Source organism: Pseudomonas sp. 4CAES_32.4 (genome assembly GCF_058136335.1).
The window spans coordinates 2,544,472-2,559,314 of the sequence record NZ_CM176882.1 but is presented as its reverse complement, the minus strand read 5'-3'; the positions used below and the strand labels follow the sequence as shown (position 1 = coordinate 2,559,314).

The 14,843-nt window shown below is 60.4% G+C and carries 11 protein-coding genes; 6 read left to right on the top strand and 5 right to left on the bottom strand.

Features of this window, described 5'->3' with window-relative positions:
* The first annotated feature begins 4 nt into the window (after window positions 1-4).
* The 5 genes from AC3Y64_RS11570 to AC3Y64_RS11550 all read left to right on the top strand — a co-directional run bounded on the left by AC3Y64_RS11570 (window position 5) and on the right by AC3Y64_RS11550 (window position 7,865).
* On the top strand, window positions 5-1,078 hold the full coding sequence (locus tag AC3Y64_RS11570) for a microcin C ABC transporter permease YejB (protein WP_489987542.1): 1,074 nt from the start codon (window positions 5-7) through the stop codon (window positions 1,076-1,078).
* Between the two features lies 1 nt (window position 1,079).
* Window positions 1,080-2,099: an ABC transporter permease gene (locus AC3Y64_RS11565; protein ID WP_160040741.1), complete on the top strand. Its 1,020-nt coding sequence runs from the start codon at window positions 1,080-1,082 to the stop codon at window positions 2,097-2,099.
* Window position 2,100: 1 nt separating this feature from the next.
* Entirely contained in the window at window positions 2,101-3,711 is a 1,611-nt protein-coding gene (locus AC3Y64_RS11560; RefSeq protein WP_489987541.1) for an ABC transporter ATP-binding protein, read from the top strand.
* Window positions 3,712-3,730: 19 nt separating this feature from the next.
* The gene (fabI, locus tag AC3Y64_RS11555) at window positions 3,731-4,525 is read left to right on the top strand and encodes an enoyl-ACP reductase FabI (RefSeq protein WP_007910591.1); all 795 of its coding nucleotides are present in this window, start codon (window positions 3,731-3,733) and stop codon (window positions 4,523-4,525) included.
* Window positions 4,526-4,799: 274 nt separating this feature from the next.
* On the top strand, window positions 4,800-7,865 hold the full coding sequence (locus AC3Y64_RS11550; RefSeq protein WP_489987540.1) for a hypothetical protein: 3,066 nt from the start codon (window positions 4,800-4,802) through the stop codon (window positions 7,863-7,865).
* Window positions 7,866-7,949: 84 nt separating this feature from the next.
* Here AC3Y64_RS11550 and AC3Y64_RS11545 read toward each other — a convergent pair whose 3' ends face one another.
* The 4 genes from AC3Y64_RS11545 to AC3Y64_RS11530 all read right to left on the bottom strand — a co-directional run bounded on the left by AC3Y64_RS11545 (window position 7,950) and on the right by AC3Y64_RS11530 (window position 12,197).
* The gene (locus tag AC3Y64_RS11545; RefSeq protein ID WP_489987539.1) at window positions 7,950-8,915 is read right to left on the bottom strand and encodes a GGDEF domain-containing protein; all 966 of its coding nucleotides are present in this window, start codon (window positions 8,913-8,915) and stop codon (window positions 7,950-7,952) included.
* Between the two features lie 61 nt (window positions 8,916-8,976).
* Window positions 8,977-9,555 (bottom strand): hypothetical protein, encoded by a 579-nt coding sequence (locus AC3Y64_RS11540; protein ID WP_122599556.1) that lies wholly within the window; start codon window positions 9,553-9,555, stop codon window positions 8,977-8,979.
* A 1-nt stretch (window position 9,556) separates the two neighbouring features.
* A complete protein-coding gene (locus AC3Y64_RS11535; protein WP_489987538.1) occupies window positions 9,557-11,719 on the bottom strand; it encodes a xanthine dehydrogenase family protein molybdopterin-binding subunit in 2,163 nt (720 codons plus the stop codon).
* A 22-nt stretch (window positions 11,720-11,741) separates the two neighbouring features.
* Window positions 11,742-12,197, bottom strand: a complete 456-nt coding sequence (locus AC3Y64_RS11530; protein ID WP_003224136.1) for a (2Fe-2S)-binding protein — start codon at window positions 12,195-12,197, stop codon at window positions 11,742-11,744.
* A 265-nt stretch (window positions 12,198-12,462) separates the two neighbouring features.
* Here AC3Y64_RS11530 and AC3Y64_RS11525 point away from each other — a divergent pair, with 265 nt between their 5' ends.
* Entirely contained in the window at window positions 12,463-13,293 is an 831-nt protein-coding gene (locus tag AC3Y64_RS11525; protein WP_489987537.1) for an alpha/beta fold hydrolase, read from the top strand.
* A 1,034-nt stretch (window positions 13,294-14,327) separates the two neighbouring features.
* Here AC3Y64_RS11525 and AC3Y64_RS11520 read toward each other — a convergent pair.
* Window positions 14,328-14,720, bottom strand: coding sequence for a GFA family protein (locus AC3Y64_RS11520; protein ID WP_489987536.1), 393 nt, complete (start codon window positions 14,718-14,720; stop codon window positions 14,328-14,330).
* Between the last annotated feature and the right edge of the window lie 123 nt (window positions 14,721-14,843).

The following is a 14,843-nucleotide window of genomic DNA, read 5'->3' as shown; positions in this document are numbered from 1 at the left end:
TCAGATGCTGGCGTATATTTTTCGGCGACTGCTGCTGATCATCCCGACCCTGTTCGGCATTCTGCTGATCAACTTCGTGATCATCCAGGCCGCGCCCGGTGGGCCGGTGGAACAGATGATCGCCAAGCTCGAAGGCTTCGAAGGCGCCACCAGCCGGATTGCCGGCGGCGGTGCTGAGGTGTCGGTGGCCGGTTCGTCCTATCGCGGCGCGCAAGGGCTGGACCCGGCGCTGATCAAGGAAATCGAGCACATGTACGGGTTCGACGAGTCGGCCCCGGAACGCCTGTGGATCATGGTCAAGAACTACGCGACCCTGGATTTCGGCGACAGCTTTTTCCGCGATGCCAAGGTCATCGACCTGATCAAGGAAAAGATGCCGGTGTCGATCTCGCTGGGCCTGTGGAGCACGCTGATCATGTACCTGGTGTCGATCCCGCTGGGGATCGCCAAGGCCACGCGACACGGCAGCCACTTCGACGTCTGGACCAGTTCGGCGATCATCGTCGGTTATGCGATCCCGGCGTTCCTGTTTGCGATCCTGCTGATCGTGGTGTTTGCCGGCGGCAGTTATCTCGACTGGTTCCCGTTGCGCGGACTGACCTCGAACAACTTCGATGAGCTGAGCTTCGGCGGCAAGATCCTCGATTACTTCTGGCACTTGGCATTGCCAGTGACCGCGCTGGTGATCGGCAACTTCGCGACCATGACCCTGCTGACCAAAAACAGCTTCCTCGACGAGATCAACAAACAGTACGTGGTCACCGCCAAGGCCAAAGGCCTGACCCGTCATCGCGTGCTCTACGGCCACGTGTTCCGCAACGCCATGCTGCTGGTGATTGCCGGTTTCCCGTCGGCGTTCATCGGCATCTTCTTCACCGGCTCCTTGCTGGTGGAAGTGATCTTCTCCCTCGACGGCCTCGGCCTGATGAGTTTCGAAGCGGCGATCAATCGCGATTACCCGGTGGTGTTCGGCACCTTGTTCATCTTCACCCTGCTCGGGCTGGTGGTGAAACTGATCGGCGACCTCACCTACACCCTGGTCGATCCGCGCATCGACTTCGAAAGCCGGGAGCATTGAGATGAACCTGTCCCCTCTCAACCGCCGCCGCTTCGAACTGTTCAAAGCCAACAAGCGTGGCTGGTGGTCGCTTTGGCTGTTTCTGATCCTGTTCGGCCTGAGCCTCGGCGCCGAGTTGATCGCCAACGACAAGCCGCTGGTGGTGCATTACGACAACAGCTGGTACTTCCCGGCGATCAAGCGCTACCCGGAAACCGCTTTCGGCGGCGAGTTCCCGCTGGAAGCCAACTACAAGAGCCCGTACATCCGCGAACTGCTCAAGGCCAAGGATGCCTGGGTGTTGTGGGCGCCGATTCCCTACAACTACCAAAGCATCAACTACGACCTGAAAGTCCCGGCCCCGGCGCCACCTTCGGCGGACAATCTGCTCGGTACTGACGATCAGGGTCGTGATGTGCTGGCGCGGGTGATTTACGGTTTCCGTATTTCGGTGCTGTTTGCACTGACGCTGACCGTGTTGAGTTCGATCATCGGCGTGATTGCCGGCGCGCTGCAGGGCTTCTATGGCGGCTGGGTCGATCTGGCCGGGCAGCGTTTTCTGGAAATCTGGTCGGGACTGCCGGTGCTGTATCTACTGATCATTCTTGCCAGTTTCGTTCAGCCGAACTTCTGGTGGCTGTTGGGGATCATGCTGCTGTTCTCGTGGATGAGCCTGGTCGACGTGGTGCGCGCCGAGTTCCTCCGTGGCCGCAACCTCGAATACGTGCGCGCGGCGCGGGCGCTGGGCATGCAGAACGGCGCGATCATGTTCCGCCACATCCTGCCCAACGCGATGGTCTCGACCATGACGTTTATGCCGTTCATTCTCACCGGCGCCATCGGCACCCTCACTGCGTTGGACTTCCTCGGTTTCGGCTTGCCCGCCGGCAGTCCGTCGCTGGGTGAACTGGTCGCCCAGGGCAAATCCAACCTGCAAGCGCCGTGGCTGGGCATGAGCGCCTTTGCCGTGCTGGCGTTGATGTTGAGTTTGCTGGTGTTTATCGGCGAGTCCGCTCGCGATGCCTTCGACCCGAGGAAGTGAAATGAATCAGGACAATCTGATCGAAGTGCGCGACCTCGCCGTCGAATTCGGTTTCGGCGAGCGCGTGCACCGGGTCGTTGAAGGCGTGAGTTTCGACATCAAGCGTGGCGAAACCCTCGCGCTGGTCGGCGAATCCGGCTCGGGCAAATCGGTGACCGCGCACTCGATCCTGCGTTTGCTGCCCTACCCGATGGCCCGCCATCCGGCCGGCACCATCAACTACGCCGGGCAAAATCTGCTGGGCCTCAGTGAAAAGACTATCCGCCACATTCGCGGCAACCGCATTGCGATGATCTTTCAGGAACCGATGACTTCGCTGAACCCACTGCATTCGATCGAGAAGCAGATCAACGAAGTCCTCGGCATCCACAAGGGCCTGACCGGCAAAGTCGCGACCAAACGCACGCTGGAGCTGCTGGAGATGGTCGGCATCCCCGAGCCGCACAAACGTCTCAAGGCCCTGCCCCACGAATTGTCCGGCGGCCAGCGTCAGCGGGTGATGATCGCCATGGCCCTGGCCAACGAGCCGGAACTGCTGATTGCCGACGAGCCGACCACGGCGCTGGACGTGACCGTTCAGCTGAAAATCCTCGATTTACTCAAGGAACTACAGGCCCGATTGGGTATGTCGCTGTTACTGATCAGTCACGATTTGAACCTGGTGCGAAGAATTGCGCATCGCGTATGTGTCATGCAGCGCGGTTGCATCGTCGAACAGGCATCGTGCGAAGAGCTGTTCCGTTCGCCGCAGCATCCGTACACTCGGGAATTGCTCGGCGCGGAGCCCAGCGGAGGCCCGGCGAGCAATAAAATCGGCGCGCCGCTGCTTGAAGTCGAGGACCTGAAAGTCTGGTTCCCGATCAAGAAAGGCCTGCTCAAGCGCACGGTGGATCACGTCAAGGCAGTGGACGGCATCAATTTCAGCCTGCCTCAGGGTCAGACTTTGGGGATTGTGGGGGAAAGCGGTTCCGGCAAATCCACGCTGGGTCTGGCGATTTTGCGGCTGATCGGTAGCAAAGGCGCGATCCGCTTTGAAGGCAAGCAGCTAGACTGCCTGACGCAGAACGAGGTTCGCCCGTTGCGGAGGGAGATGCAGGTGGTGTTTCAGGACCCGTTTGGCAGCCTGAGCCCGCGCATGTGTGTCAGTGACATCGTTGGCGAAGGCCTGCGGATTCACAAGATGGGCACCGCCGAGGAACAAGAGGCGGCGATTATTGCGGCATTGAAGGAGGTAGGTCTGGATCCGGAAACCCGGCACCGCTACCCCCACGAATTTTCCGGTGGGCAACGGCAACGAATCGCCATTGCCCGGGCCTTGGTGCTGAAACCGGCGCTGATCCTGCTGGACGAGCCGACTTCGGCGCTCGACCGGACAGTGCAGCGGCAAGTGGTGGAGCTGTTGCGTTCACTGCAAGCCAAGTACAACCTGACGTATTTGTTTATCAGCCATGATTTGGCTGTCGTCAAAGCGCTGAGCCACCAGTTAATGGTGGTCAAGCATGGCCAAGTGGTCGAACAGGGAGACGCGCAAAGTATTTTTGCCGCCCCCCAACATCCGTATACACAGCAGTTGCTGGAAGCCGCTTTTTTGGCACCAGCCACTGCGCAATAACCTGAAAGAGGAGCAACACATGGGTTTTCTCGCCGGTAAGCGCGTACTGATCGTCGGTGTCGCCAGCAAGCTGTCCATCGCATCCGGCATCGCTGCCGCCATGCATCGCGAGGGCGCTGAGCTTGCCTTCACTTATCAGAACGACAAACTGAAAGGTCGTGTTGAAGAATTCGCCCAAGGCTGGGGTTCGAGCCCTGAGCTGTGCTTCCCGTGCGACGTGGCCAGCGATGAAGAAATCGCCAAGGTCTTCGAAGCGCTGAGCAAGAAGTGGGACGGCCTGGACTGCATCGTCCACTCCGTAGGTTTCGCCCCGGGCGACCAACTGGACGGCGACTTCACCGAAGCCACCACCCGTGACGGTTTCCGCATCGCTCACGACATCAGCGCCTACAGCTTCGTGGCCCTGGCCAAAGCCGGCCGCGAAATGATGAAAGGCCGCAACGGCAGCCTGCTGACCCTGTCGTACCTGGGCGCCGAGCGCACCATGCCTAACTACAACGTGATGGGCATGGCCAAGGCTTCGCTGGAAGCTGGCGTTCGTTACCTGGCCGGCTCCCTGGGCCCGGACGGCACCCGCGTCAACTGCGTATCGGCTGGCCCGATCCGTACCCTGGCAGCTTCCGGCATCAAGAACTTCCGCAAGATGCTGGCCGCCAACGAAGCGCAAACCCCGCTGCGCCGCAACGTCACCATCGACGAAGTCGGCAACGCCGGCGCCTTCCTGTGCTCCGACCTGGCGTCGGGCATCAGCGGTGAAATCATGTACGTCGACGGCGGCTTCAACACAACCGCCATGGGCAACATCGAAGAGTGATCTTCGCTTAGCCAATAAAAAAACCCGCCGTTTCAGGCGGGTTTTTTATTGCCGAAAAAAACATTCTGGCACTACATATGTACCGCCTGCGTTCAAGTGCGTCGCTCGACAATCGGCACTCACCGATTTTCGATCACCACGGACAACGCCGATGAAAAACACTCCTTCCGCCCCAATAATCGATCCACGCGAACGGGCCTTGGTCCAGATACTCGTCAAGGAGTTGACCGCCGCCCCTGTCGCTAGCCCCACAAAACCCCGGCCGGCACTCGAAGTGCCCGGCAGGTGCCGACTGCGCGAATGGACCGAGCTGTACTGGAACGCCCTCGAGCGCACAGAGTTCCTGGCTTGGGCGAGCGCCTTCAACATCGACTTCGACACCTTCAGCCTCAAGGGCGAAAAACTCCATGCCCGCATCCTCACCGACGGCGCACCGGTCGACAGAACGTTCACCCTGGAAGACGATTCCGGATGGTGGCAGATGGCACCCATGCTGCTGTCGATCTCACAGCGCATCGATCCGGCAGAACTGGGCCTGCCGTACATTGGCGGCAAGTCCGCCAATCCGCGATACCTGTTTCCACGCTCGGTGATTCTGGCGTTTTATGGCTACCCCGAGCCGCAGAATGCGATGCAGGCGCAGGTGATCATCGATGAGTTGAACCTCAGCGGTTTCGCCACAATCGACGAAAACGGCCATACCACCTCCAAACTGGTCAGCGAGCGTAACGCGCAACTCGAAGACTTTAAAACCATCGCCCTCAAAATCGAGCAGACGCTGCAGGCCAGCGAGCAGCGCCACAACGCGTTCGACTCGACAACCCTCGTCAACAAGGCCGTGTTACTCACTTCCAGCTCCACTTTGGCCACGGGCGACGAGGTGCTGAAGCTGGGCCAGCTCATGTCCCGCTATCAACTCGCCATGCCCGCCAGCCTTATGGATGCCCAAGCCCTGGTACAGCGCTTGCGCGAACATGCCTGGTCAGCGCTGCCCTATGTCAATGAATACGTGCAGACCGCGGACATCATCCAGCGCTACCGCTTGGCATTTGGCGATATCGAAGACTGTCGCTACGCGATCAGCCGCCTCGAGGCTCTGAGCTGGAACAAAGAGCCAGGCGAAACGCTGCAGCTGGATGAGTACAACGAACCGAACCAAGCCTCGTCTTTAGGCGAGGCGGTTAAAAACGGTACCCCGGAACTGCTGAAATTCAGATCCCACCCAGCCTTTCAGACGATTCTGAAGCAAGAGAAACTGCCGGCCGACAGCCGTTTGCTATTGAGCGAAACCGGCCACGTCGGCGCGCCCGGCAAAACCGGTTGGGTAGCGCTGACGGCAGCCGTGGAGAAATACAGTGCGCTGAGGGCGCTGCGCGAAACCCTCAAACCGCTGGCAACGCAGGCTGGTGGAGCGTTGCGCACCAATGGCCAGGTCAGCCTGTTACAAATGCTGAACTTCTACGAAATGCCCACGCCGGCAGATGCCCGTGACGCGCGTGTCATCGCGCAATGGGAAAAAGTGTTCCTGCTGATACGCCCCAGTCAGATGGATCACTGGTATTTGCTGGGACGCCCCGATGGCGAGGCGCAACGCCTCACCGCGCCCCAACGCAAAATCATCATCGACACCGTCGAAGCGTTTCTGCCACCGGACTCTGCTCCGCTGATTGACTATCTGTGCGAAGACATCGACACCGACCTGCCCGTCGCCACTCTCAAGGCCAGGGCCGACTATCTGATCAGCCGGATTCTGATCACGCCACGAGCTCATGCATTGGGCAATCAACTGCTGAGCAAATTGACCCCGCTCCAGACGTCCCCGGGGCTGTTGGCGAACAATCGCGAGCGCCTGCTGCTGGCCGCCCTGCTTCTCAGTCTCGATTCACGGGCCGGGGAGCGTAACGAGTGGGTGGTCGGCCAAGCCCTCAACGATCGTTTTTTCTGGGGCGAAAGCTACGACGAAGTGCGTCGCTTCATCGACCATCAGTTCGATCTGGCGAGTGTGAACAACAAGACACTGGCCACTCATCTGCTGCTCTCGGGCATCGCGCCGGAGTTCCTGATTCGCGACATTCCGTCGTCGTTCACCTACATGGGCCCGTACCAGTGGGTCAGGCTGAAACAACTGGTGTTGTACATCGAGGATTTCATGCCGGGGGCGACACGCCTCATGACCTTCAAACAATTGATGAACCTGACCCAGACCCCCTTCACGTCAACGGTTCAGGCATTTCTGCGTAAACCCGCCAGCGCCGCTGTCGGGCTTGACTGGGCCATCGCCCGTGGGCTGATCCAGCGCGAGCCGCAACGACAAATCACCCAATACACGGCCGCCACACTGAAAAAAGCCGACAGCATTTTCCAGGCACACATCCAGTTGATGAAGGGCTTGTACCAGCCAGCGTTCCAACGCACATTTGCCACGCCTTACACGATCGCCGTGACGGATCTGCAAAAAATACTCGGCGACAATCCACACCTGGAAGCCAAGATCCTGCTGGCCCCGAGGCTCGGTACGGACGCATCCGGCACACCCACGCCAGCTACTGCAAACTCCGCAACCTACTACTCACTGGCAGAACTTCACCTGGCCGGCAAACTGTCTGCCGACATGACGGGCTGGCGCTCGACCGTGGCGGGCTTCAATCTTCCGGCGGTGGCGCCGAAGTTCTCCAGGCTTACCGCCGTGGCGGGGCAATTTCACGCCGTGCTGACGGCTCGTCTGAGCCTGATGAAAGCCGCGCGCATTGCGCTGATCAAAGAAGCCTTCTGCCGACTGCCGGTCGCACAGTGGGAAGATGTCGAAGACTACACGCTGGAATTGTTTGCCTTGCACCCGCAGGCATCCGGGGCCGCTGCAGCGGGCACTCAGGCCGTTTCCGACCCGGGCCCCTTCGCCATCATTGCCTTGCTGCGAGGCCTGACATCGAGGGTGTACGAAGTGTCCGTCCGCCATGCGAGTGTTCACTATCGCCGTGACGTCGACATCAACCTGTTGACGCCTTCATCTCCTGGCACGCCGGCGCAGCAATTACCCTTCGACGCCGAAGCTTATCGACTGGGAACCCCGATCAAGCCCAAGGCAACCTGCCACGCGGTGATCACACGCCTGGACATCGCAGGTGCAGCGCTGGCACCGCAAACCAGGCAGCTGGTTCCCGACACGTTTGCCTCCAGCAAGGTCAACGCTATCGCCGCGACCGCCGCCCATCACCTGTTCAAACATTACGAAGCAGCCGCCTTGCAGCGAGCCTTGGCTGCGCCCGAACTGACAGACGCCGAGACCTGCCACGAGACATGGCTGGCGTTTTACCGCAACCTGAGCCCGTTCACGCAGTGACGTAGCGCGCGAGCACATCAGAGGTTGTCGATCAGCAGATGGCTGCGCAGCCCTCATCGCTGGCAGCCAGCGATGAGGCTTGCGCTAACAGCCCTTCAGCGCCTGTTTGTGCGCATACATCGCGCCATCCGCATCCGCCAGCAGGCGATCCACGGTTTCATGGCGTTTCGAATCATATTCAATCTGGCCGACACTGAAGCGGATCGCATACCCCCGGTGCAGCGTCGCGTTGCGTTCTTCGAGAATCTCCTTGAGCCGCGCCATGATCCTGGTGGTTTCAATGTGGCTCGATCCGGTCAGCAACGCGACGAACTCATCCCCGCCCAAACGCCCGACCACGTCACTCTCGCGAAAGGCGATGCGCAGCACATCGGCGAAAGTCTTCAGCGCACTGTCGCCCTCGGCATGCCCGTAAAGGTCGTTGATCTGCTTGAAGTCATTCAGATCGAAAAACAGCAACGTCGCCGGTCGTTCCAGGCGGGCGCAGGCGTCCAGGGCATGCTGGGCCAGTTGCTTAAAGCCGCGTCGGTTGGACAGCAACGTCAACTCGTCCATGCTCGCCATCTGCACGGCGGTCAGCTCTTGCTCGGCCATCTCCGCGAGATCACGCAACAGCGCGCGTTCTTCGTCGTCGAGCTCACGGGGCTTGGTGTCGATCAGGCACAGCGTGCCCATCTTGTTGCCGTTGGGCACGGTCAGGGGGTAGCCGGCGTAGAAGCGAATGTTCGGGTGGCCGGTGACCAGCGGATTGTCATGAAAGCGCACATCTTCGCGGGCATCGGGCACCAGCAGGAGTTCGTTCTGCAGGATCGCGTGGCCGCAGAACGACACATCCCTCGACGTTTCCGTGGCTTCAAGGCCCACGCAGGACTTGAACCACTGGCGATTGGTGTCGACCAGCGTCACCAGGGCAATCGGCACATTGAACAGGCGCTTGGCCAGCCGCGTCAGTCGGTCGAAACGCTCTTCGGGCGCCGAGTCGAGAAGGTCGAGGCCGTGCAACACCTGAATTCGCGCAGCTTCATTGGCGGGTTTTCCTGGAACCAGCATTCGCACACTCCGTTGTCATCAATGCACTTGAGCGTAGCGCAAATCAGCGAGGCTTCACCCATCAGATCCCCGCCACCGGACACGGCCCGCCCGCATCGGCCCAGAGTTTGAATTGCGCGACAAAAATATCGTGCGGCACCGGCACGGGTGCGCGCCCTGCCCCGGGATTCCAGCCCCAGAGCACCAGTTTGTCCTCGCTGACGTGTTTGATCAGCGCCGCGAAATCACGGTCGCCGTTGCTTGAGCGATCCTTGATCATCGCGCAGAGTTTGTCTGGCGGCAGGCCGATCCAGGCCATCTTGTGCGCCGCCGGCGGCAGGCTCCAGTGTGGCGCACCCGGCGGCGCGTGAGGGCCGTAACTGGCCGGCGGATTGTTCTCCGCGTGACAGGTTGCGCAGGGCAAACCGGCCGCGCCCTTGCCGTCCATGCCGCGCACCACGTTCATCGCATGGGGAATGCCAGCGTCGAACTGCAGCGGCGAATCACCGGGAATGTGGCAATTCTGGCAGCGCGGGCTCTGGAACACTTTCTGCACCGTGCCGAAGGCTTTCAGGGCTTCTTGATCATCGGCAAACAAGTCCGAGGCATAACCGCCCAAGCCCAGCAAAATGACCGTACCCAATACTAGATGTCGTTTCATCTCACACCCCCGACAGTTGCAGCGGCAACTCGCGCAAGCGTTGCCCGGTCAGGGCGAACACCGCGTTGGCCACCGCCGGCGCAGTCGGCGGCACACCGGCCTCGCCGATGCCGCCGGGTTTGTCAGTGCTGGGCACGATGTGCACTTCCACCACCGGCATCTCGTTGAGCCGCAACACCTGATAATCGTGATAGTTGGACTGCACCACCGCGCCGTCTTTGAGCGTCAGCTTGCTGTGCAGCGCCATGCCGAGGCCGAAGGTGATGCACGACTCCATCTGCGCGGCGATGCTCTGCGGGTTCACCGCAATCCCGCAGTCAACGGCGCACACCACCCGATGCACGCGAATCGCCAGATTGTCCTGCGACACCTCGGCGACCTGCGCCACATAGCTGCCGAACGATTCGTGCACTGCCACACCGAGGGCATGGCCGTCCGGCAGCGGCGCTTTCCAGTCGGCTTTCTCCACCGCCAGATTAAGCACGCCCAAATGCCGAGGATGATCCTTGAGCAAGGTTCGTCGGTATTCGACCGGATCCTTGCCCGCCGCCGTAGCCATTTCATCGATCAGCGATTCCATGACAAACCCGGTGTGGCTGTGGCCCACCGAGCGCAACCACAGCACATTGATCCCGGTCTGCGGTGAATGCAGATCGACCTGATGATGGGCCAGACCTTTGACATAAGGACTGTCGGCAACGCCTTCGACCGAGGTCGGGTCGATGCCGTTCTTGACCATCATCGCCTCCATCAACGTGCCGGTCATGATCGATTGCCCGACCAGCACGTGTTGCCAGCTCGACGGCAGGCCGTCGGCCCCGAGACCGATCTTCGCCTGATGCAAAAACATCGAACGGTAATAGCCACCACGAATGTCATCCTCGCGGGACCACACGGTTTTCACCGGCATCGCGGCGGCTTTCGCCACTTGCACCGCTTCGGCAACGAAGTCCGAGGTCGGGTTGGCGCGGCGCCCAAACCCGCCGCCCAGAAACTCAGTGTGAATTTCCACCTGCTCCGGTTTCAGCCCGGTGATCTTGCCGGCGACCATTTGATCGAGGGTCTGAAACTGCGTGCCGGTCCAGATCTCGCATTTTTCGGCGCTGATCTTCACCGTGCAATTGAGCGGTTCCATCGGCGCATGGGCCAGATACGGCACGCTGTACTCGACGTCGATTTTCTTCGCCGCTTGCCCAAAATTGCCCTTGGCATCGCCGGCCTGACTCGCTGATGTACCTTGTGTCGCGGCCAGTTTGCGGAAACTCTCCAGCAGTTTCGCGCTGCTCATGTCCGCATTCGGGCCCAGATCCCAATCGACTTTCAGCGCATCACGGCCCAGTTTTGCTGCCCAGTAATGCTCGGCTATCACCGCGACGCCACTCGGCACTTGCACCACTTTGTGCACGCCCGGCACGGCCAAGGCTTCGGCGCCTTCGAAGGATTTCACGCTGGCGCCAAACACCGGTGGGCGGGCGACCATCGCCGTCATCAGGCCCTCAAACTGCACGTCCATGCCGAACTTGGCGCGACCGGTGATTTTCTCCGGCGTGTCGAGACGCTTGGTCGGTTTGCCAATGACTTTCCAGTCCTTGGCTTCCTTGAAGGTGATCGACTTCGGATCCGGCACCGGCAGTTGCCCGGCAGTGTCGGCCAGTTCGCCGTAGGTTGCGCGTTTATCGCCAGCGATGACCACGCCGGACTCAGTGCGAATCGCCGACGGCGCGACTTCGAAGCGCTTCGCCGCCGCTTCCACCAACATCTGCCGCGCCGTCGCGCCGGCCAGCCGATAACGATCAAACTCCATCCACGTCGACGTTGAACCGCCGGTAATCTGCATGCCGCCAAACCCCGGCATGCCGTAATCCGCCGCCGACGCGGGCGAATGTTCAACGCGGATCTTCGACCAATCGGCGTCCAGCTCTTCAGCAATCAACATGGTCAGGCCGGTCCAGATGCCCTGGCCCATTTCCGAATGTCCGAGCAGCACGGTGACGCTGTTGTCCGCAGCAATGCGCAAGAACGCATTGGGCGCAAACACCTTGCCTTCATTCTCTGCCGCATAGGCAAACTTGTGCCCGCCAGGGACGACAAACGCCACCACCAGGCCGCCGCCCAACATGGCGCTGCCCTTGAGAAAACCGCGACGCGATACAGGACTGTTCATCGACTATCTCCCACAGATTGAATCAGCCGATTTCCGATGCGCGCTTCACGGCTGCGCGGATCCGGGGATAGGTGCCGCAGCGGCAGATGTTGCCGGAGAGCGCCTGATCGATATCGCTGTCGGTGGGCTTGGGGATTTTCGCCAGCAACGCGGCGGCGGACATGATCTGGCCCGATTGGCAGTAACCGCACTGCACCACGTCAAGTTCGGCCCAAGCTTGCTGCACCGGGTGCGAACCGTCCGTGGACAGGCCTTCGATGGTGAGGATTTTCTGGCCGTGGGCCACGGCCGTCGCGGGGGTGATGCAGGCGCGTAACGGCGCGCCGTCAACGTGCACGGTGCAGGCCCCGCACTGGGCCATGCCACAGCCGAATTTGGTCCCGGTCAGGTGCGCGACATCGCGCAGGACCCAGAGCAACGGCATGTCCGCGGGGACATCGAGCTCCTGATCCTTACCATTGATATTCAAGGTCAGCATCGGGGAATTTCCTCAGACTCACGGTGTTCTGAAGGGGCGTCGCTACGGCCATCAATGCCTGTGCGCGCCTCGGCTTATCCCTTTCAGCAAAGCCTAATTTGCGCTTCAAGCCAGATGTTGCGACCACCGGTCATGCAGATGTCGGCTTTGCTCCTACAGTTGATAACGGCTCGCACTGAGCCAGCGCAGCAGAAATCCATCCTGAGCAAAACCGGTCCGCGCTTACCACGCGGGTTATCCATCACATTGGTCTGGAGTCGCGAACATGGGATTTGTCACCACCAAAGACGGCGTCGAAATCTTCTACAAGGATTGGGGCCCGAAAGACGCGCCGGTGATCCACTTCCACCACGGCTGGCCGCTCAGCTCGGACGATTGGGATGCGCAGATGCTGTTCTTCCTCGGCAAGGGTTTTCGGGTGATTGCCCATGATCGCCGTGGGCATGGGCGCTCGAGTCAGGTCTGGGACGGGCACGATATGGACCATTACGCCGACGATACGCTGGCGGTGGTTAATCATTTGGGTCTGAAGAACGTTGTGCATGTCGGTCACTCGACCGGTGGCGGTGAGGTGATTCATTACATCGCCCGGCATGGTCAGGACAACGTCGCCAAAGGCGTGCTGATCAGTGCGGTGCCGCCGCTGATGGTGCAGACCGAGAGCAATCCCGGTGGACTGCCGAAATCGGTGTTCGATGATTTTCAGGCGCAATTGGCGGCGAATCGCGCGCAGTTTTATCGGGATATACCCACCGGCCCGTTCTACGGCTACAACCGGCCGGGGGCGACGCCTTCAGAGGGGATCATCGCAAACTGGTGGCGTCAGGGCATGATTGGCGGGGCCAAGGCGCATTACGACGGGATCGTCGCGTTCTCGCAGACGGATTTCACCGAGGATCTGAAAAAGGTCACCGTGCCGGTGCTGGTGATGCATGGCGAGGATGATCAGATTGTGCCGTATGCGAACTCAGGGCCGTTGTCGGCGAAATTGCTGCCCAATGGCACGCTGAAGTCCTATCCGGGCTTCCCGCACGGCATGCCAACGACGGAGGCGCCCACCATCAACGCTGATCTTCTGGCCTTTATTCGCGGCTAAATTTGCAGGCATTGTGTACTTCCCATTGTGGGAGCCAGCCCTGCTGGCGATGGCGCTGGGTCAGTCGATGAGGTGTTGGCTGTGCTGGCCAAATCGCTAGCAGGGCTAGCTCCCACAGGGGTTTTCGGTGTGCCCTGGATTGTCGGCATCCCACAATATCCCACAGGGGGCTTTGGGTGTGGCTGGGATGGTTGGCATTCCACAGAACCTGTGGGAGCTGGCTTGCCAGCGATGGCGGTGGGTCAGTCGATGAGATGTCGGCTGTGCTGTCCAAATCGCTAGCAGGGCTAGCTCCCACAGGGATTTTCGGTGTGCCCGGGATTGTCGGCATCCCACAATACTTGTGGGAGCCAGCCCTGCTGGCGATGGCGGTGGCTCAGTCGATGAGGTGTTGGCTGAGGTGGCCAAATCGCTAGCAGGGCTAGCTCCCACAGGGATTTTGGGTGTGGCCGGGATTGATGGCATCCCACAATACCTGTGGGAGCCAGCCCTGCTGGCGATGGCGGTGGGTCAGTCGATGAGATGTTGGCTGTGCTGGCCAAATCGCTAGCAGGGCTAGCTCCCACAGGGTACTTGGGTATGGCTGGGATTGATGGCATTCCACAATACCTGTGGGAGCCAGCCCTGCTGGCGATGGCGGTGGGTCAGTCGATGAGATGTTGGCTGTGCTGGCCAAATCGCTAGCAGGGCTAGCTCCCACAGGGATTTTCGGTGTGTCCTGGATTGTCGGCATCCCACAATATCCCACAGGGGGCTTTGGGTGTGGCTGGGATGGTTGGCATTCCACAGAACCTGTGGGAGCTGGCTTGCCAGCGATGGCGGTGGGTCGGTCGATGAGGTGTTAGCTGTGCTGGCCAAATCGCTAGCAGGGCTAGCTCCCACAGGGATTTTCGGTGTGCCCGGGATTGTCAGCATCCCACAATATCCCACAGGGGGCTTTGGGTGTGGCTGGGATGGTTGGCATTCCACAGAACCTGTGGGAGCTGGCTTGCCAGCGATGGCGGTGGGTCAGCCGATGAAGATGTGGGCTGCAATTACTCTTCGGTTCGCCCGGTGCTTTCGCGGTCACGTTGGTAATGGTGAGCCAGTGGCAGCGCCGGTAGCCACGATTCGCGGCGTATGGTCCAGAGTTCGTAAGTGGGTTTGAACTGGTTCGGCTTATCAAGCGATCCGACGTTGACTTCAACTTCATCCGCAGAACGCGTGAACAGCGGTGAGCCGCAGCGTGGACAGAAGAATCGGCCGTTGTAGTCGCGGGTTTCGCCGGTGACCTTCAACGCGCCCTCAGGGAATATCGCCGAGGCGTGGAACAGCGCGCCGTGGCGTTTGCGGCAATCGAGGCAGTGGCAGATGCCGACGCGGTAAGGCTGGCCTGTCACTTCGAAACGGACACCGCCGCACAGGCAGCCGCCGATCAATTGATCCATGTCGCACCTCCACTGACTTTTTCCAGAAGAATCCCGGGAAATATTAGGGCAACACGCCGACGTGAACGTGCGCTGCGAATCGACAGGTGGCGATCCGCAGTTCGACGTCCATACTGAATTTTT